At 69.1% G+C, this 17,362-nt stretch carries 17 protein-coding genes and 1 pseudogene; 8 read left to right on the top strand and 10 right to left on the bottom strand.

Going from position 1 to position 17,362, the window contains the following annotated elements; translation table 11 throughout:
• Positions 1-163: 163 nt before the first annotated feature.
• Together U4Y91_RS27355 and U4Y91_RS27350 are read right to left on the bottom strand one after the other, a co-directional pair.
• Positions 164-931 (bottom strand): AraC family transcriptional regulator, encoded by a 768-nt coding sequence (locus U4Y91_RS27355; protein ID WP_321807705.1) that lies wholly within the window; start codon positions 929-931, stop codon positions 164-166.
• Between the two features lie 26 nt (positions 932-957).
• A complete protein-coding gene (locus U4Y91_RS27350) occupies positions 958-1,299 on the bottom strand; it encodes an FKBP-type peptidyl-prolyl cis-trans isomerase (protein ID WP_321807704.1) in 342 nt (113 codons plus the stop codon).
• A 583-nt stretch (positions 1,300-1,882) separates the two neighbouring features.
• On the opposite strand from U4Y91_RS27350, the gene U4Y91_RS27345 reads away from it, so the two are divergent.
• From U4Y91_RS27345 to U4Y91_RS27330, 3 genes are all read left to right on the top strand, one after another.
• Entirely contained in the window at positions 1,883-2,800 is a 918-nt protein-coding gene (locus tag U4Y91_RS27345) for a metal-dependent hydrolase (RefSeq protein WP_321807703.1), read from the top strand.
• A gap of 424 nt (positions 2,801-3,224) precedes the next feature.
• Complete coding sequence (locus U4Y91_RS36800) at positions 3,225-4,697, top strand: sigma 54-interacting transcriptional regulator (RefSeq protein ID WP_415750503.1); 1,473 nt, start codon at positions 3,225-3,227, stop codon at positions 4,695-4,697.
• A gap of 531 nt (positions 4,698-5,228) precedes the next feature.
• Positions 5,229-5,477: a hypothetical protein gene (locus U4Y91_RS27330; RefSeq protein ID WP_321807702.1), complete on the top strand. Its 249-nt coding sequence runs from the start codon at positions 5,229-5,231 to the stop codon at positions 5,475-5,477.
• 195 nt (positions 5,478-5,672) lie between these two features.
• On the opposite strand, the gene U4Y91_RS27325 is transcribed toward U4Y91_RS27330, so the two are convergent.
• Positions 5,673-6,455 carry an ABC transporter substrate-binding protein gene (locus U4Y91_RS27325; RefSeq protein WP_044846588.1) on the bottom strand — a complete coding sequence of 261 codons (783 nt, stop codon included), beginning with the start codon at positions 6,453-6,455 and terminating at the stop codon, positions 5,673-5,675.
• Between the two features lie 233 nt (positions 6,456-6,688).
• Here U4Y91_RS27325 and U4Y91_RS27320 point away from each other — a divergent pair, with 233 nt between their 5' ends.
• Complete coding sequence (locus U4Y91_RS27320) at positions 6,689-7,108, top strand: MbcA/ParS/Xre antitoxin family protein (RefSeq protein ID WP_321807701.1); 420 nt, start codon at positions 6,689-6,691, stop codon at positions 7,106-7,108.
• 2 nt (positions 7,109-7,110) lie between these two features.
• A complete protein-coding gene (locus tag U4Y91_RS27315; RefSeq protein ID WP_321807700.1) occupies positions 7,111-7,809 on the top strand; it encodes an RES family NAD+ phosphorylase in 699 nt (232 codons plus the stop codon).
• 110 nt (positions 7,810-7,919) lie between these two features.
• On the opposite strand, the gene U4Y91_RS27310 is transcribed toward U4Y91_RS27315, so the two are convergent.
• Complete coding sequence (locus U4Y91_RS27310; protein ID WP_321807699.1) at positions 7,920-8,645, bottom strand: metallophosphoesterase; 726 nt, start codon at positions 8,643-8,645, stop codon at positions 7,920-7,922.
• A gap of 136 nt (positions 8,646-8,781) precedes the next feature.
• Between U4Y91_RS27310 and U4Y91_RS27305 the strand changes: the two genes are divergently transcribed.
• Positions 8,782-9,435, top strand: coding sequence for a DUF1345 domain-containing protein (locus U4Y91_RS27305; protein WP_321807698.1), 654 nt, complete (start codon positions 8,782-8,784; stop codon positions 9,433-9,435).
• Positions 9,436-9,461: 26 nt separating this feature from the next.
• On the opposite strand, the pseudogene U4Y91_RS27300 reads toward U4Y91_RS27305, so the two are convergent.
• Positions 9,462-10,163: pseudogene (locus U4Y91_RS27300) on the bottom strand (class I SAM-dependent methyltransferase); the annotation flags it as partial.
• Between the two features lie 301 nt (positions 10,164-10,464).
• Here U4Y91_RS27300 and U4Y91_RS27295 point away from each other — a divergent pair.
• The gene (locus U4Y91_RS27295; protein ID WP_321807748.1) at positions 10,465-12,114 is read left to right on the top strand and encodes a DUF3459 domain-containing protein; all 1,650 of its coding nucleotides are present in this window, start codon (positions 10,465-10,467) and stop codon (positions 12,112-12,114) included.
• A 37-nt stretch (positions 12,115-12,151) separates the two neighbouring features.
• On the opposite strand, the gene U4Y91_RS27290 is transcribed toward U4Y91_RS27295, so the two are convergent.
• The 5 genes from U4Y91_RS27290 to U4Y91_RS27270 all read right to left on the bottom strand — a co-directional run bounded on the left by U4Y91_RS27290 (position 12,152) and on the right by U4Y91_RS27270 (position 16,845).
• Entirely contained in the window at positions 12,152-12,736 is a 585-nt protein-coding gene (locus U4Y91_RS27290; protein ID WP_321807697.1) for a thiamine phosphate synthase, read from the bottom strand.
• A gap of 22 nt (positions 12,737-12,758) precedes the next feature.
• The gene (locus U4Y91_RS27285; RefSeq protein ID WP_124486445.1) at positions 12,759-14,099 is read right to left on the bottom strand and encodes a hemolysin family protein; all 1,341 of its coding nucleotides are present in this window, start codon (positions 14,097-14,099) and stop codon (positions 12,759-12,761) included.
• Positions 14,100-14,175: 76 nt separating this feature from the next.
• Positions 14,176-14,955 carry a HAMP domain-containing sensor histidine kinase gene (locus U4Y91_RS27280; protein ID WP_321807696.1) on the bottom strand — a complete coding sequence of 260 codons (780 nt, stop codon included), beginning with the start codon at positions 14,953-14,955 and terminating at the stop codon, positions 14,176-14,178.
• Positions 14,956-15,022: 67 nt separating this feature from the next.
• Entirely contained in the window at positions 15,023-15,946 is a 924-nt protein-coding gene (locus U4Y91_RS27275) for a DMT family transporter (RefSeq protein WP_321807695.1), read from the bottom strand.
• A 41-nt stretch (positions 15,947-15,987) separates the two neighbouring features.
• A complete protein-coding gene (locus tag U4Y91_RS27270; RefSeq protein WP_124486442.1) occupies positions 15,988-16,845 on the bottom strand; it encodes a LysR family transcriptional regulator in 858 nt (285 codons plus the stop codon).
• A 109-nt stretch (positions 16,846-16,954) separates the two neighbouring features.
• Between U4Y91_RS27270 and U4Y91_RS27265 the strand changes: the two genes are divergently transcribed.
• Positions 16,955-17,338 carry a tautomerase family protein gene (locus U4Y91_RS27265; protein WP_321807694.1) on the top strand — a complete coding sequence of 128 codons (384 nt, stop codon included), beginning with the start codon at positions 16,955-16,957 and terminating at the stop codon, positions 17,336-17,338.
• The last annotated feature ends 24 nt before the right edge of the window (positions 17,339-17,362 follow it).

Genomic DNA, 17,362 nt, shown 5'->3' with positions numbered 1-17,362 from the left:
TGGCGATCATCGGCCCGATGCGCACCGCTTTCATGCGTGCCACGGTTTCGCGCGCGATGGACAACGACTGTCGAAGACCATCCGGCGCTTGCGCATGGGCGCGATCGGCGCAATCGGCGCAAGCGCGTTCGCTATTGCAGGAAAACGGGTGGCGTCTGCCCGCTCAGTGCCGTTCGCCGCGCCAGCGCCCCGGCGCGACGCCGAAGCGCTTCGTGAACGCGTGCGTGAAGGTGCTCTGGTCGGCGAAGCCGACCATGCCGGCGATGTCGACGAGCGGATGGCGGCCGTCGGCGAGCAGCACGACGGCGGCGTCGAGCCGCAGCCGCTGCAGGTAGCGATGCGGGGTTTCGCCGAACGCGTCGACGAACAGTTGGTGAAACCGGCGCATCCCGTAGCCGCAGTGCGCGGCGAGATCGGCGATGCGCAGCGGCTCCGCAAGCCGCGCGCGCAGCCAGCGGTCGATGCGCGCGAAATCCAGGCCCGTCGCCGGCGCGGCGAAGCTGGCGTCGCCGAGCAGTGCGTCGCACAGACGCGCGGCGGCCTGCCAATGGAAGCGATGCGCGTGCCGCGTGTCGCCGGCCGGTCCGTCGAGTTGCGCGGCCGCTGTCGCAACCTGCGCGACGAGCGAGGCCAGTGCCGGGTCGATCGGCACGGCACGCGCGCTGTCGAACAGCCGCTGCGGCACCGCGAGCGACGCGGCGGGCAGGTCGAGCACGAGTTGGCGATTGTCGCCGAGGCCCGCGTAATCGTGGCGCGAGCCGGCCGGAATCAGCCAGGCCGCGTGCCGGTCGATGCGCTGGCCGACGCCGTCCACCGCCATCACCATCGCGCCGTCGACGCCGAGCACGACCTGATGAAAGTCGTGCACGTCGGACGCTTCGCACGTGTCGTAACGGCGCAGCGCGATGGCGGGAGACGGGATGCGTTCCATCGGAAGGACGTCGGCCGGCGGCAGCGTCAGACGGCGAGCAGTTCGACTTCGAACACGAGCGTCGCGTTCGGCGGGATCACGCCGCCTGCACCGCGCGGGCCGTAGCCGAGTTGAGGCGGGATCGTCAGGCGACGCACGCCGCCGACCTTCATGCCCTGCACGCCTTCGTCCCAGCCCTTGATGACCATGCCGCCGCCGAGCACGAACGCGAACGGGTCGTTGCGGTCCTTGCTCGAGTCGAATTTCTGACCGTCGGTCAGCCAGCCCGTGTAGTGGACGCTGACGGTCTGGCCGGCTTGCGCTTGCGCGCCGGTGCCTTCGGTCAGCTCTTCGATTTTGAGGCCCGATGCGGTCGTGGTGACAGACATGACTTCTCCTGAAAGGGGTTGGGTAAAACCGTTATTGTAGGCGAGCGCGCAGGGGGCCGCCGCAGGCGGCGAGGGCGCGGCCGCGCGCCGATCGCGTGTCGGTCGCGGCGGCGCTCACGCATCTCGCGCGACACACGAATGGAACGCATGTTTGAATCGTTCGCGGACCGGCCCGACGGGGTTGCACCGCGCCAACGCCGCGCGCGTATGAATCGGCGCCATCCGGCCGCTCGGCGTCGCATCGAAAAACCGTCGCGCGACGCCGCAAAACGGCCGTCGCGCGGGGCTTGCGCGCCGATTGCGATTCGCGCGCGCGTCGCCCGCCTGCCGGTTGTGCGCGGGTGCGCGCGTTCGAATCGCGATTCGCCCGAACGCCGCCCGAACGTCGATTTTGTCGCGTTGCCGACCGTGCCCTGTTTGGAAGCGCGCATCTACCGCGCGGCTTGCGCGCGGCGTCGGCCGGCGCCTATCTTTACAGCTATCGATGTCAAGATCTGGGCGTTGCGCGATGCGCTGCCCGGGCCCGCGCAGGCACGGCCGCAACGGCCGGCCGGGCCGCCCGGAAACAAGGAGAACGACGAACATGAAGTCAGCCGCTTCCGCCACCGCAGCCGAAGTGATGCCGGTGCGCCGCGACCTGCGCTTCGACCTGCCGGTCGAACGCGCGAAGGACTGGCACGGGCTCGGCCCGCACGTGACGCACTTCTTCAATGCGCTGTCGTTGCTGTTTCCGGCCGGCGAACGATTTTTCATGGATTCCGTGCGCCACTATCGCGACCGGATCGACGATCCGGTGCTGAAGCGGCAGGTGCTCGGCTTCATCGGGCAGGAGGCGATGCATACGCGCGAGCACGGCGAATACAACGCGCTGATGCAGGCGAACCGCCTGCCCGCGCGCAAGCTCGACAAGCGCATCTGGACCGTGCTCGGTTACATGAAGCGCAAGCTGCCGCATTCGGTGCAGCTCGCGCATACGGTCGCCGCCGAGCACTACACGGCCATGCTTGCCGACTGGCTGCTGCGCGATCCGACGCGCCTCGAAGGCTCGGTCGACGGCTACCGCCAGATGTGGGTGTGGCACGCGCTCGAGGAAACCGAGCACAAGGCCGTGTCGTTCGACGTCTGGAACGTCGCGATGAAGCCGGGCCTGCGCCGCTATCTGATCCGCATCGGCGTCTACCTGCTGACGACGCTGACGTTCTGGCCGACCGTGTTCCTGCTGCACGCGACGCTGTTGTCGCGTGATCGCGACATCGAGCATCGCGTGCGCGGCATGCTGCGCATGCTCGCGTTCCTGTACGGGCCGCGTCGTGGGCTGTTTCCGCGGATCGCGGGCGAGTGGCTGAGCTTTTTCCGGCCCGGCTTCCACCCGTGGGACCGCGACAACCGCCATCACCTCGCGCGGGTCGACGCGCTCGTCGCCACGTACGGCGAACACGACGGCGCGTCGGCCGGCCGTGGCCGCGCCAACGCGCTCGCGCCGCTCGCATCGGGACGCTGACCCGGTCGCCGCGCTGCCCGGCGCGTGTTGCATTCCTGCATCATCCCCGTTTTATCCGACGATTGACCGGCATCAAGCGGAAACGGTTGCGGGTACCGGGCCGGTGCGGCCGACCGGGCGTGCCGGCCCGTGCCGCCGGTCCGATCCCGTGCGCCCGTCCCCGCGCGCCAGCACCGGCGCGGCGTCGTGTGTTCGCGATTGGTCCGGCCTCGCTTCGCGCCCGCCGCGCCACCGGGATAACACCCATCTAGCCGCGCGTCGACGGTGTCGATATACCGTTCATGAATGGGTTCGCCCGGCACGCGATTATTCCCCGGGGGGATTTTATTCGGACGAAAATGCGGCCAATATGTCGGTTCGATCGAGGTCCGTCGGACGCGGCGGCGAGCCAGCGCACGATACCAACGCCAAGCGGGGAACAACGATGGTTGCAAGGTCACCCGACGCAAGCGGGACGGCAGCGTCCGAGACGCCGCTCGTATCCGTTACCGCTCCCGAGGCCGGACGCAAGCTGTTCGTGATCATGCGTTCGCCGGACGAGCCGTTGCTGGCGCAACTGCGCGGGCTCGGCTGGGATATCTCGGTCGCGAAGACGGCCGGCGCCGCGCAGAACATGACGTCCGGCGTGAACGTCGCCGCCGGGCTCATCGATTTCTCGGGCTTCACGTCGCGCGACTATCCCGCGCTGAAGGCGTGCCTGAGCCAGCCGGCGATCGGCTGGATTTCCATCGCGCAGGCCGGCATCACGATCGGCGCTGCCGTGCGCGAACTGATCCGCAGCTATTGTTTCGATTACGTGACGCTGCCGCTGCCGTACGAATGGATTTCGCACGTGCTCGGCCACGCACGCGGGATGGCCGCGCTCGATCGCGTCGACGGCGCGGCATACGCGGCATCGATCGGCGAGCACGGGATGATCGGCAACTGCGAAGCGATGCAGCAGCTGTTCAGCACGATTCGCAAGGTCGCGAAAACCGACGCGAGCGTGTTCATCTCCGGGGAGTCGGGCACCGGCAAGGAGCTGACGGCGCTCGCGATCCACGAGCGCTCGGCACGCGGCAAGGGGCCGTTCGTCGCGATCAACTGCGGCGCGATCCCGCATCACCTGCTGCAGTCGGAACTGTTCGGCTACGAGCGCGGCGCGTTCACCGGCGCGAACCAGCGGCGCGCGGGCCGGATCGAATCGGCGAACGGCGGCACGCTGTTTCTCGACGAAATCGGCGACATGCCGGTCGAAAGCCAGGCAAGCCTGCTGCGTTTCCTGCAGGAAGGGAAGATCGAGCGGCTCGGCGGCCAGGAATCGATTCCGGTCGACGTGCGGATCATCTCGGCGACGCACGTGGATCTCGACGGCGCGGTCGAAGCCGGCCGCTTCCGCGCGGACCTCTATCACCGGCTCTGCGTGCTGCGCATTCACGAGCCGCCGCTGCGCGCGCGGGGCAAGGACATCGACATCCTCGCGCATTACGTGCTGCAGAAATTCAAGGGCGACAGCGGCCGCAAGATCAGCGGCTTCACGTCGGCCGCGCTCGACGCGATGCGCCGCTACGAGTGGCCCGGCAACGTGCGCGAGCTGATCAACCGGGTGCGCCGCGCGATCGTGATGGCCGAGAGCCGGCTGCTGACGCCGCACGATCTCGGGCTCGAGATCCCGGGCGAAACGGAGCCCGTGACCCTCGAGCAGGCGCGTTCGCTCGCCGAGCGCGTCGCGATCGAGAACGCGCTGCTGCGCAACGATCACCGGATCAACAAGGCCGCCGCCGAACTCGGCATCTCGCGCGTGACGCTCTACCGGATGATGATCGAGCACGGACTCAACGACCACGACAACACCGGCGACAACGGCGGGAAGGACGGCTCGCCGCCCGACGACGCCGACCACCAGCGAGTCGGCTGAAGGCGGCACGAAAAGCGTCCGCGGCCGGTCCGTGCGCGGGCGTCCGGCGGTATGTAAAGGGCGTGAAACGTTTCCTGCCGGCGGCTGTGCAAAAAGCCCCGGCAAACGCGGGCGGCGACGTGCGGCCCGCGCCGGGAAAATTTTCCGGCTCGTCCGCGTGCCTTGTCCGGCAAGGCGCTGCCGCCACGCGACCGAGGCCGCTCGCGCCCGGCATGTTTCAGTTTCGCAACGTCCGGCAGGTCCCGCCCGTTCGGGCCGCGCGCTGGTCCGATGAAAGGCTTGTGCCGTCGGCCCCGAACGAAGCTGGCGCGCTCCTTGCACAGGTTGGGGTGCGAGAGTCGACGACGCGACGTCCGGCCGGTTCGGCAGCGAACCATTCGAGCGCCGGCCAGGACGCAGTCCGCGGGGATGACGGTCGGACGGGCAGCATGGCCCCGTTCCGGGCGGCATGGGCCGTCGTCGTCGGATCGTCGGAGCACCGGCGGTGTCCGGTTGCCGGCACAAGCAACGACTCGAATACGGGGTAGAAAAATGAACGATCTCAACACGCCGCGGCCGGCAGGCCGCGATCGCAGTGATTCGACCCATCGCCGGTCGACCGCGCACCTTGCTGCCGGCCGGCACGCGTCGACAGGCCACCTCTCCGCGCCCGGTGCGAGGCGGATCCGGCTGATACCCGGTCATCCGCGCCGGGCCGGCGCTTTCCTGCTCGCCAATCCGGTCCGCATGGGGATGTGCACGCGGGCGCCGGTACCCCGGCGCCCGATCTTCGCTTATTGAGACGTCGAGCGCCTGCGGTCGCCAGCGCAGGCGATCCGTTTGCCATGCGAATGACGTGCGGCATCCGGTTGCGCGATACGGACGATGAAACCGGTGCGACGGCAGACGTCAGGGAGGCGTCGCCGTCCGGTGAGCAGGGAGGGGCGGTCGGGCCGCGCGCGACGGGCATCGCACCCGTGCGCGCGCGGCGCCGCTTCAGCCGCCGTAGATGTCGAAGTCGAAATACTTCGACGCGAGCCGCTTGTAGGTGCCGTCCTTGACCATGTCGAGGATCGCGCGATCGATCTTCGCCTTCAGGTCGGCGTCTTCCTTGCGCAGCCCGATACCGGCGCCGATGCCGAGCACCTTCTCGTCGACGAGTTCGGGCCCGACGAACTGGTAGCCCGCACCGCGCGGCGACTTCAGGAACCCGATCGCGGCCTGCACCTCGTCCTGCAGCGCGGCGTCGAGGCGGCCCGACGTCAGGTCCGCATACACGCCGTCCTGGTTCTGGTACGACACGACGTTCGCACCCTGCTTCGCCCAGTACGCCTTCGCATACGCTTCCTGCGTCGTGCCCTGTTCGACGCCGATCGACTTGCCCTTCAGCGATTCGGCCGTCGGCAGCAGCGGCGAGCCCTTCTTCACGACGAGCCGCGTCGGCTGGTTGTAGATCTTCGTCGTGAAGCCGATCTGTTCCGCACGCTGCGGCGTGATCGACATCGACGACAGCACCGCGTCGAACTTCTTCGCCTTCAGCGCCGGGATCATCCCGTCGAAATCGTTCTCGAGCCACACGCACTTCGCCTTCAGCCGTGCGCAGATCTCGTTGCCGAGGTCGATGTCGAAGCCGACGAGCTTGCCGTCGGGCGCCTTCGATTCGAACGGCGCGTAGCTGGCGTCGGTGCCGAAGCGCAGCGTGGTCCAGTCCTTCGCGACGGCGGGGCCTGCCGATACCGCGAGCAGGGCGATCGAAACGGCGGCAATCAGTCTCTTCATGGTGGTTCCTTGGCGTGGTCTATCCGGTTCTGGGCGACACGGTTGCTGCGGGGACGCACCGCGTCCCGATGCGCTGTCCGCACGGTCATTAACGCAGAAAATAAAATTCTAGTCCAGAATGGACAAAAAATATCGATCCTTCGGGTGGAATGCCGGCACGTCGGGGGGCGACCCTTGCAAAAATACGAAAATGGACTAATCTTGTTAGTAAATTCGTTTCGAGACTAACGATCATGTCACAGCCCGCCTTCGATCCGCATTCCACCCCGCGGCAGGCTTCGGTCGCGCAGATGTCGGCGGCCGGCCTGCGCGCGTTCTTCAACATCGCGCGCGACTGGGAGCTGACGATCGACGAACAGATCGTCCTGCTCGGGTCGCCCGGCCGCTCGACGTTCTTCAAGTGGAAGGCGTCGCCCGAATCGGCGCGCCTGCCGCGCGATACGCTCGAGCGGCTATCGCTGCTGCTCGGCATCTACAAGGCGCTGCAGATCCTGCTGCCGCAGCCGGCCGCGGCCGACGCCTGGGTCAAGCGGCCGAACGACGCCGCGCCGTTCGGCGGCAAGCGCGCGCTCGACCGGATGCTCGCCGGCAACGTCGGCGACCTGGTCGCCGTCCGGCAATACCTCGATGCGATGCGGGGTGGCTGGGCGTGACGATGCCGATCGAAGCAGTACAGCACTGGCCCACGACCGTCGTCGACTGGGCACCCGCCTATCGCGTGATTCCCACTCGTTTTCCAGCCGTCAACCTGTTCGACCGCGTCGCGTCCGCCGAGGATTTCGATGCGCTCTATGCGCTCGAATCGCTGACCAACGATCGCATCCGCAACGAAGTCGGCACGCTCGAACTCGTGCCGCCGGCGGAGCGTCGCTACGGCCAGGGCTGGGGGCCGATCATGGCCGCGTTCACGCATCTGAATCCGCAGGGCAGCCGCTTTTCGGACGGCAGCTACGGCGTGTTCTACTGCGGGCGGTCGCGCGATACGGCGATCGCCGAAACGCGCTATCACAGCGGGCTGTTCCTGGCCGCGACGAAGGAGGCGCCGATGCGTCAGCAGATGCGGCTCTACACGGTGTATGCGCAGGGCGACGTCGCCGACGTGCGCACGTGGCCGCAGCGCAGCCCGGCGCTGCTCGATCCGCTCGATTACGGCGCGGGGCAGGCACTCGGCCGCGCGGTGCGCAACGCGGGCGGCGCGGGGATCGTCTATCCGTCGGTGCGCGACCCGCGCGGCGAGTGTCTTGCGGCGTTTCGTACGACGCTGCTGCGCGATTGTCATCACGCTGCGTATCTCGAATACAACTGGAACGGATCCGCGATCGATGCGGTGTTCGAGCTGAACCAGGTGGGTTAGCGCGGTGCTCGCGCACGCAAACGCGCGCGTGAGCGTGAGCGTGAGCGTGAGCCCGCCGGGCGTTGCCGGCCCGCGGCCAGCGCAGGCCCGTTATCGGCGTGAACGCGGGCCTAAGGCAGCGGCAGGTCGCCCGCATGACGGGCGCGCGCGTCGGCCTGCGTCAGCGACCACGTGTCGCCCGTGCGCGGTTCGACGATCGTCAGGCGTCCCGACGGTGCGAACGCGCCGGTGTCGATGAACCATTGCGCGCCGATGCGCTGCGGCGCCCGCACCGGCGTGTGGCCGGTGCAGGTCAGGGACAGGCCGGCCTGCCGGGCCGGGTTGACGAGCCCCTGGACCAGGTCGCGTCCCCAGATCAGCCGCTCGCGCACGTCGGGCGAATAGCTGCCCGTGTCGAGTTCGGCGTCCGGACCGAGGAATTCCGCATGCAGCACGTTGAAGCGCGCGGGGCCGTCGCCGATCACGCGTACGAGCGGCAGCGCGTCGACGCGCGCCGCGTGCGCGTGCAGCCGTTCCGGCGGGAGGTCGGCGCCCCAGTCGCCGCCGATCCCGCGCCACGCGTCGGGCGACAGCTTGCCGCGCGCGACGAGGCTCAGCACTTCTTCGTGATTGCCGCGCACCACGTGGCACCACGGGCGGTCGAGCAGCTCGAGCGCGGTTTCGGACGCGGGGCCGCGGTCGACGAGATCGCCGACCGAGAACAGCCGGTCGCGAGCCGGGTCGAAGCCGATGTCGTGCAGCAGCGCGCGCAGCACATCCACGCAGCCGTGCAGATCGCCGACGACGAAGTCGCGTCCGGCCGCGTTCGCGGGATGATGGCAGAGGACGGGAGTCATCCCGATATCTTAGGCGCTCACGCCCTTCGCAACGTCATGCAGGAATGGCGATAATCGGGGCGGTACCCGCCGGCGCGGCCCGGCGGGCCGTTCGCACGCGGGCCGAACCCTTTCCATCCGCTTTCGGAATCACACGATGACGCTTTATCCGCAGGTATTACGCAACCGGCCGCGCATGGTCGCCGCCTTCGCCGCGGGCGTGCTGTGCGCGGTGCTGCTGCCGTTGCAGTTGAGACCGACCGCGCGTGCGCTGATCGGCTGGGATTGCACGGTCTGGCTGTATCTCGTGCTGATGTGGGGGCGCATGGTCACGGCACATCACCACCAGGTGCGCGAGATCGCGATCCGCGAGGACGAGAACGCGACGACCGTGCTGACGGTCATCTGCATCGCGACGGTCGCGAGCGTCGCCGCGATCGCGATCGAGCTCGCCACCGCGAAGAACGTCGGCTTTCGCGCCGGGCTCGGCCACTACGCGGTCACGGGCGCGACGCTGTTCGGCGCATGGTTCCTGATCCCGACGATCTTCACGCTGCACTATGCGCGGCTCTATTACGGCTCGCCGAGCAGCGATCGCGCACTGCGGTTTCCCGACCGCAACCCCGAGCCCGACTACTGGGATTTCCTGTATTTCGCCTTTACGCTCGCGGTCGCGTCGCAGACGGCCGACGTGTCGCTCGCGAATCGCTCCGCGCGCCGCGCTGTGCTCGCGCAGTCGATCCTGTCGTTCTACTTCAACATGGCCGTGCTCGGGCTGTCGATCAACGTCGCGGCAGGGTTGCTGAGCTGACGCGGTTGACTCGAGCCGTTCGTACCGCGCCGCACCGCGATCCACGCGCCCCAGAACAGGCTCGAGAAAAAGCGCAGCGGCGCATCGAAGCCCGCATCGTGCAGCAACGCGAAGACGGCTTCCTCGGCAGCGGGCGGATCGGCGCCCTGCAGGATTTTCGCAAGCTGCGCACGCACGGCGTCGGGCGTCGCGCCCTTCATCCGCCAGCGCTGCTGCCACGCGTCGAGCAGGCGAGGGTGGTCCGCATAGCGGCGATAGTTGCCCGCGATCACGAGCGGTGCGCCGGGCTTCAGGCGGCGCGCGATCGCATCCAGCAGCGCGGCCTTCGCCGCATCGCCGGGGACGTGATGCAGCACGCCGATCAGCGTCGCGCCGTCGAACGCCGGCGCATCGGGCAGCGCGTAGACGCCGGCCTCGACGAATTGCGTGCGGGCGGCGAACCCCGCCGCTTCGACGTTGGCACGCGCGAGCGCGAGCATCGGCGCGGACGGATCGACGGCCGTGAACTGCCAGCCCGGTTCGAGCGCCGCGGGCACGCAGATTTCCTGCCCCGTGCCGCCTGCGCCTACGACGAGGAGCCGCGCGTCGGGACCGCCGATCGCCGACGCGAGCATGCACGCGGCGAGTTCGTGGCACGCGTCGTAGCCGGCGAGCGCGATGCGGGATTGTTCGGCGTATTCGTGCGCGCGTGCCGGATCGAACTTCGCGGCGCTGGCGGGGAGCGACATGGGAGATTCCTCGAATTCGGGCGCGGGCGGGGTGCCCACGCGCATTGCATCGAGCGTAAGCGCGGGGCTGCGGCGCAACAAGGCGAGCGGCCATTCCGGTATGCGGACTACCCGATTCGACGCGCATCGCGCGCAACCGTTGCCGGGGTCGATTCGCATTTAAAAATGTGAGGATTCGATGCGTCGCGATCGTCAAAGCGGCGCATACTTTTCTTCCCCCCTGCCTGGCCGTCGCATGCCGGGCCCGATGCGCCGCGCGAATCGCGCGGCCATGCCGCTCGGCACGCACGAGGAGCGCATGATGTCAGATTGTCCGCACGATCCGTATGCGCAGCACTACATACACTGCCTGCCGTCCGGCGCGCAGCCCTGTGGCGCGCTCGGCACGTCGCCGCGCACGCATTTCCGCGTGTGGGCGCCGGGCAGCACGCATGTTCAGCTCGAACTCGATACCGGCTACGGCCCGACGCTCGTCCCGATGACCGCGGCCGGTCCGCACTGGTTCGAAGTGTTCGTCGAATGCGGTGCGGGCGCGCGTTACCGTTACCGGCTCGACGATGTCGTGTCGATTCCCGATCCCGCGTCGCGTTCGCAACCGGACGGGCTCAACGGCCCGAGCGAGGTCGTCGATCCGCGCGCGTTCACATGGCGCAACACGTTCTGGCGCGGCCGCCCGTGGGAAGACATCGCGCTGTACGCGATTCGTCCGCACGCGGTGGGCGGCTTCGACGGCGTGCGCCGCCGGCTGCCGCGGCTCGCGCGTCTCGGCGTGACCGCGCTGGAGTTGCTCGCGTCGCCGCACGACAGCCTGCCGTTCGCGCCGCTCGCGGCCGAGGGCGGCCCCGACGCGCTGAAGGCGCTGATCGACGCCGCGCACGGCTACGGTCTCGCGGTGCTGCTGGAACTCGATTACGCGCGCTTCGGCAGCGGCACCGACGCGCTGCGCCATTACGCGGCGCCGTTCTTCCATACGCGCGACGATCCGCTGCAGGCGGCGCCGCTCGCGCTCGACCATCCGGAAGTCTGCGACTTCTTCTGCGACAACGCGCTGTACTGGATCGACGAATACCGTTGCGACGGCCTGCGGCTGCGCGAGGCCGACCGGATCGGCACGTCGTGGCTGCGCGAGATCGCCGACCGCGTGCGCGCGGCCGTGCCGGCCGACCGGATGATCCACCTCGTGCTCGGCAGCGAGCGTCATCCGGTGCACCTGGCCGATACGCATTTCGATGCGCAGTGGAACGGTTGCGGAGAGCGCGCGCTGCATCGGCTGACGGGGCGCGACACGTCGGCGCACGAAGGGATTTCGCCCCACCAGTCGATCCACACGCTCGCGCGCGCGCTGACCGCGGCAGGCGCGGCGTTCCAGCCGGCCGCGGCGGGCGACGGCCCATGCGCCGAAGGGCTGGCGCTCACGTCGCTGGTGCTGTCCGACGGCGCGTGGTGCGACAGCGAACAGGGCGACAGCGAGCAGGCGGCGGGCCTCGCGGCGCTTGCGTTGTCGCTGCTCACGCCGCAGATCCCGCTGATCTTCGACGAAACCGCGCGCGATGTCGATCGGGCGCATTTCGTGCAGTCGGCGCTCGCGGTGCGCGCGAAGCTGATTGCGCCGCGGCTGTCCGATTGCCGGCCGCAGGACGCGCATGCGCTGAAGGCGACCGGTGACGGCGATGCCGATGCGCTGCTCGCGTCATGGCGGCTCGCCGACGACGAGACGCTGACCATCGCCTTGAACCTGTCGCCCGACGCGGTGCCGTTCGATGCGCCGAGCGGGCAGGTCGTGTTCGAGACGCCGGCACGCGCACGCGACCGGGTCGATGAAGGGGAGTTGCCGCCGTATTCGCTCGTCGCGTGGCTGACGGGCGACGTCAACCGGTACGCGCTGACGCACGACGTGCGTCGGATCGACGACAGCGCATGGCGGGCAATGCGTTCCGTTCCGCGCGCGTGATGCCCGGAGGGTCGGGCGCTGGCGCGCCCGGCCGCCCTTACCAGAAACTGCGAATGCCCGCGACGCCGTACGCGCCGTGGCGGCGCGCGTCGTCGAGATGCGCGCGCGTCATGCCGCCGAGCGCATAGACCGGCATCGCGGCCTGCGCGGCCAACGCAGCGAATTGCGTCCAGCCGAGCGTCGGCGCGCCGGGATGGCTGAGCGTCGGCAACACGGGCGACAGCGTGACGAAATCCACGCCCGCGCGCGCGGCCAGCACGAGATCGTCGGCCGCATGGCAGGCGGCCGACATGCGGCGAGCGGCCGGCAGCGGCCGCTGCGCGACGGCGCGCAGCGCGGCGCCGTCGAGGTGCCAGCCCGCGCCGTCGAGCCGCATCACGCCGGCCGCGTCGATCGGCCCGTTGAGCATCAGTTGCGCGCCGGCCGCGTCGCAGCGCGCGAGCGCATCGGCGGCCAGCCGCGCGAACGCGGCCGCGTCGAACGACTTCACGCGCAGCTGCACGAGCGTTTCGCCGCGCGCGAGCACGGCCGACAGCGTGTCGAGGAATGCGAGGCAATCGGCGGCCGACGCGGACGCCGGCTCCGGCGTGATCACGCAGCAGCGCGGCAGCGTCGGCGTCATCGCGCGCGGCGCGCGGCAGCCGTCATTCGTCGGCCTCCTTCGCAATCTTCGGATAGACGCGCACCAGCACGATGCGCGGACCGTTCATCTTCTTCACGACGACGTCGAAGCGATCGAACGACACGCGCTGCCCTTCGGTCGGCAGATCGCTGAGCGCCTGGATCACCAGGCCGCCGACCGATTCCGCACGCCCTTCGTCGATGTCGATGCCGAGCGCCTGCTCGAGCGACACGACGGGCAGGCTGCCCTTGCCCATCAGCGTGCCGTCGTCGAGGCGGCTCCAGTCCGCGTCGCCCTGGCGGAACTCGTCGTGGATCTGGCCGACCAGCGCACCGAGCAGGTTGTCGAGTGTCAGGAAGCCGATCGGCTTCTCGCCCTTGTTGCCGACCAGCGCGAAGTGCGGCGCGCCCTTGCGGAAGCGGCGGAACAGCTCCAGCGCCGGCGTGTCGGGCTTCACGTACTGCACCGGGCGCACGTAGTCGGACAGGTCCTCGAGCGCCGCCCCGGCGTGACGCGCGAGCAGCAGGTCCTTCAGGTGGATCAGCCCGCTCACCTGTTCGCGCGACGCATCCTCGAACAGCGGATAGCGGCTGAAGCGGTGCCGCGCGACGATTTCCATGTTGTCGGGCAGCGGCAGGTCGCGGCGCAGGCCGATCATTTCATGCGCCGGCCGCATCAGGTCCGACACCGTCATCGACGAGAAATCGAGCGAGTGCGCGAGCGTGTTCCACTCGTCGTTGGTGTACGTGCCGCGCGCCGGCTGGGCCGCGTTGCCCGCGCTGCGGCGGCTGCGCAGGATCAGCTTCAGCTCGTCCGTCGAGTAGTGCGCATCGCCGCCGTGGTCGGCCGACAGGCCCGCGAGCTTCAGCACCGCGTTCGCGCTGGTGTTGAGCACCCAGATCGCCGGATACATCGCCCAGTAGAACGCGTAGAGCGGCAGCGCGACCCACAGGCCGACCTTCTCCGACTGGCGGATCGCCATCGATTTCGGTGCGAGTTCGCCGACCACGATGTGCAGGAACGAGATCAGCGAAAACGCGAACACGAGCGAAATCAGATGCACGATGCGTTCGGACTGCACGCCGATCAGGTCGAGCAGCGGCCCGATCAGTTCCGCGAACGCCGGCTCGCCGACCCAGCCGAGGCCGAGCGACGCGAGCGTGATGCCGAGCTGGCAGGCGGACAGATACGCGTCGAGCCGGCCGTGCACGATGGCGAGGATGCGCCCGCGCAGGCCGTGCTTGCGGGCAAGTGTCTTGACGCGCGTCGCGCGCAGTTTGACGAGGCCGAATTCGGCTGCGACGAAAAACCCGTTGAGGGCCACCAGGAACAACGCGCCGATGAGCGCGAAGATCTGTAACAAAGAATCGCTCCAGTCATGACAGGCCCAACAGTATAGGGCCGGAAAGGGAAATGTAATGTGTCGGGCGGCCGATGGCTTACACCGGCGCCTCGCAGGGGACGGCGAGCGACAGGGTGACGGCGGCGCCGTCGGCGAACGGGGCGTGCGTGAAGGTGCCGCCGTGCGCGAGCGCGACACGCTGGCACAGCGCGAGCGCCGCTGCGACGCGCTTCCCGTCGCGCGGGCGCAGCATCTCGCGACGCGCGAACGGTTCGAATGCATGCGGCAGCGCCGGATCGGCGAGGGCGGCGGCGTTCACGTCGCAGGCGACGTGCGCGACGCACTGTGCGCCGTCGCGCGTGCACGTGAACGTCACGCGGCTGCCGGCGGCGCTGGCTTCGACGGCCGTCGTCAGCATCGTCCAGAGCGCCTGCGCGATGCGCTCGCGGTCGGCGGTCAGCGACGGCTCGCCGTCGGGCAGCGTCGCGTCGACGCTCACCTGTCGTGCGTCGGCGAGCGCGCAGCGCACCAGTGCGAGCGTGTCGTCGAGCAGCGGGCGCAGCGCGAACGGCTGCGTGGCGATCGCCAGGGTGCGCGTTGCCGCGCGCGGTGCGTCGAGCACGTCGTCGATCAGCGCGACCTGCTGGTCGATCCCTGCGCGGATGCCCGCGAGCGCGCGTTGCAGGTTCGGGTCGGCGCTGGCGAGCTGGCGCTCGAGCACGTACGCCCAGCTGTGCATCGCGTTCAGCGGGCTGCGCAGGTCGTGCGAAGCGATGGACAGCGCCTGGTCGCGCTGGAACAGCGCGGCCTCGGCGGCATAGTGCGCTGCGCGTTCGCGCAGCAGGTCGGCGGCGGGATCGACGGGAGTGGACGTCACGGGGCTGGCCTGTCGGAAGCGGTTGGCATGAAAAATACGCGAACCGCCATTATAGGGATCGCGCGTGTCACGCCGGCAGCGCGTCCTCGTCCTTTTTCCGGGCGTCGCCATTCGGCAGCAACTGGCAGGCGAGCAGGCCGGCGAGCATCAGCGCGCAGCCGACCAGCGCGCGCAGCGTCAGCGTCTCGCCGAGCGCGGCCCAGCCGGCGATGGCCGCGAACACCCCCTCCATGCTGAAGATCACGGCCGCGTGCGCGGGTGCCGCATCGCGCTGCGCGACGACCTGCAGCGTATAGCCGACGCCGACCGACAGCAGCCCGCCGTACAGCAGCGTCGGCAGCGCGCGCTGCAGCATCGCGAGGTTGACCGGCTCGATCGCGAGGCCGGCCGCGAGGCACAGCACGCCACACGCGACGAATTGCAGGAACGCGAGCACGAGCGGATCGTGCCGCTTCGCGAAATGGCCGACGGTCATCACGTGCGCGGCGATGATCACGGCGCCCGCGAGCTGGAACCAGTCGCCGTAGAGCACCGAGAAATGCTCGTCGATGCTGAGGAAGTACAGGCCGATCGCCGCGAGCAGCGCGCCGAACCACGTGCCGGCGCCGATCCGGTGGCGCGCGAACACGCCCATCAGCGGCACGATCACGACGTACAGCGAGCTGATGAAGCCCGCGTTCGCGACCCGCGTGTACTGCAGGCCGACCTGCTGCAGCGAGATCGATACGGCGAGCAGCCCGCCGAGCGCGAGGCCCGGCGCGAGCAGGGCCGGCTCGCGGCGAATCGCCGCGAACTGCGCGCGCGAGCCCGCGTTGACCATCAGCAGCGGGAGCAGCACCAGCGCGCCGAGCAGGAAGCGCAGCCCCGTGAACAGGAACGGCCCGATCACGTCGAGGCTCAGTCGTTGCGCGACGAACGCCGAGCCCCAGATCGCGGCGGCGGCGAGCATCAGCAGGTTGGCACGGAGGTGCTTGCGGGCTTCGGACTTCATTGGGATTCTTCTGAGGATTGCGGGCGGCGAAACCGTTTAGTTTACGCCGAGATTGCAAGGCTGTCGGAAAACCTGCGAAGTGCGGCCGCCGCGCGGGCGTCGCGCACGCGCGAATACAGCACGACCTGCGAATGCGGCAGCGGCGGCAAGCCGAATTTCGTGCCGACGTCGACCAGCGTGCGCGGCGCGACCCGCCGGGCCAGCGGGCAGACCGCGAGCCCGGCCGCGGCGGCGGCCGTGACCGCCGCGACGCCGCCGCCCGTAAAGCGCTCGCGCCACGGCCGCCCCGCATGCTCGAGCGCACGCAACGCGGCGGCCCGCACGCCGCACGGCCCGGCCAGCACCGCGAGCGGCAGCGGCTCGCCCGCGCGCGGCGCCCAGTCGGGCGCGGCGAGCCAGGCGAGCGGTTCGGTGAACAGCAGCGTGCCGTCGTCGCGCGGCGGATCCTCGCCCGGTTCGTGCCGCACGATCGCCGCGTCGAGCCGCCGTTCGTCGTATTGCGCGAGCAGGCTCGCCGACATGCCCAGATGCATCTCCAGCGACAGTCCGGGATCCTGCCGGTGCAGGCTCGTCAGCACGGCCGGCAGGTCGGGCACCGCGACGTGCTCGCTGACACCTAGCGACAGGCGGTGCGTGCCGGCCGAAATCGCGCCGAGTGCCTGGTCGTGCGCGTCGAGCAGCGCGCGGGCGGCCGGCAGGAAGTTCTCGCCGTCCGCCGCCAGCTTGACGACGCGCGGCGTGCGTGCGAGCAGCGGCTTGCCGAGGTGCGCTTCGAGCCGCTTCAGCTTCAGGCTGACAGCCGACTGCGTGGTGCCGAGCGCGTCGGCGGCGCGCGTGAAGCTCGCGAGATCGGCGACCAGCACGAATGCGCGCACCGCATCGAGGTCGAGGACTTTCATTTCAAATGTAAATGAATGAAATATCGGATGATGACTGTTCATTATAGTTCTGCGCGCCTAATCTGACATTGCGTTTCCGATTCTCAACGTCACCGAAAGGAGCAGGACCATGCCATTCACCCGTATCGCAGTGCGCGAAGGCAAACCGGCCGCCTACCGTGCGGCGCTCGTCGACGGCGTGCACCGCGCGCTCATGAACACGTTCAATGTGCCCGAGGACGACATCTTCATGGTCGTGACCGAGCATTCGGCCGAAAACTTCTTCTTCGGCCGCCACTACCTCGACATCGAACGCAGCGACGATCTGGTGATGGTCCAGATCACGGCGAACAACACGCGTACGCTCGAGCAGAAGCAGGCGCTGTACCGGACCATCGCCGAGAACCTCGCGCGGCAGCCCGGCGTGCGGCCGCAGGACGTCTTCATCAGTCTCGTCGAAGTGCTGAAGGAGGACTGGTCGTTCGGTAACGGCATCGCGCAATACGTCGTCTGATAAGTCGTCTGATACGTCGTTTGA

Origin of the sequence: Burkholderia sp. BCC1993, from assembly GCF_905339865.1 — a bacterium.
Classification (GTDB): Bacteria; Pseudomonadota; Gammaproteobacteria; order Burkholderiales; family Burkholderiaceae; genus Burkholderia.
The sequence above is the reverse complement of the archived record's forward strand: the minus strand, read 5'-3'. Positions and strand labels throughout refer to the sequence as shown.

Excerpts from the sequence above, each read along its gene's own strand:
- U4Y91_RS27330 (WP_321807702.1), top strand. The coding sequence starts at position 5,229 with ATGAACGATCTCAACACGCCGCGGCCGGCAGGCCGCGATCGCAGTGAT.
- U4Y91_RS27320 (WP_321807701.1), top strand. The coding sequence starts at position 6,689 with ATGTCACAGCCCGCCTTCGATCCGCATTCCACCCCGCGGCAGGCTTCG.
- U4Y91_RS27270 (WP_124486442.1), bottom strand. The coding sequence starts at position 16,845 with ATGAAAGTCCTCGACCTCGATGCGGTGCGCGCATTCGTGCTGGTCGCC.
- U4Y91_RS27315 (WP_321807700.1), top strand. The coding sequence starts at position 7,111 with ATGCCGATCGAAGCAGTACAGCACTGGCCCACGACCGTCGTCGACTGG.
- U4Y91_RS27345 (WP_321807703.1), top strand. The coding sequence starts at position 1,883 with ATGAAGTCAGCCGCTTCCGCCACCGCAGCCGAAGTGATGCCGGTGCGC.
- U4Y91_RS27295 (WP_321807748.1), top strand. The coding sequence starts at position 10,465 with ATGTCAGATTGTCCGCACGATCCGTATGCGCAGCACTACATACACTGC.
- U4Y91_RS27355 (WP_321807705.1), bottom strand. The coding sequence starts at position 931 with ATGGAACGCATCCCGTCTCCCGCCATCGCGCTGCGCCGTTACGACACG.
- U4Y91_RS27305 (WP_321807698.1), top strand. The coding sequence starts at position 8,782 with ATGACGCTTTATCCGCAGGTATTACGCAACCGGCCGCGCATGGTCGCC.
- U4Y91_RS27310 (WP_321807699.1), bottom strand. The coding sequence starts at position 8,645 with ATGACTCCCGTCCTCTGCCATCATCCCGCGAACGCGGCCGGACGCGAC.
- U4Y91_RS27350 (WP_321807704.1), bottom strand. The coding sequence starts at position 1,299 with ATGTCTGTCACCACGACCGCATCGGGCCTCAAAATCGAAGAGCTGACC.
- U4Y91_RS27265 (WP_321807694.1), top strand. The coding sequence starts at position 16,955 with ATGCCATTCACCCGTATCGCAGTGCGCGAAGGCAAACCGGCCGCCTAC.
- U4Y91_RS27290 (WP_321807697.1), bottom strand. The coding sequence starts at position 12,736 with ATGACGCCGACGCTGCCGCGCTGCTGCGTGATCACGCCGGAGCCGGCG.
- U4Y91_RS27325 (WP_044846588.1), bottom strand. The coding sequence starts at position 6,455 with ATGAAGAGACTGATTGCCGCCGTTTCGATCGCCCTGCTCGCGGTATCG.
- U4Y91_RS27275 (WP_321807695.1), bottom strand. The coding sequence starts at position 15,946 with ATGAAGTCCGAAGCCCGCAAGCACCTCCGTGCCAACCTGCTGATGCTC.
- U4Y91_RS36800 (WP_415750503.1), top strand. The coding sequence starts at position 3,225 with ATGGTTGCAAGGTCACCCGACGCAAGCGGGACGGCAGCGTCCGAGACG.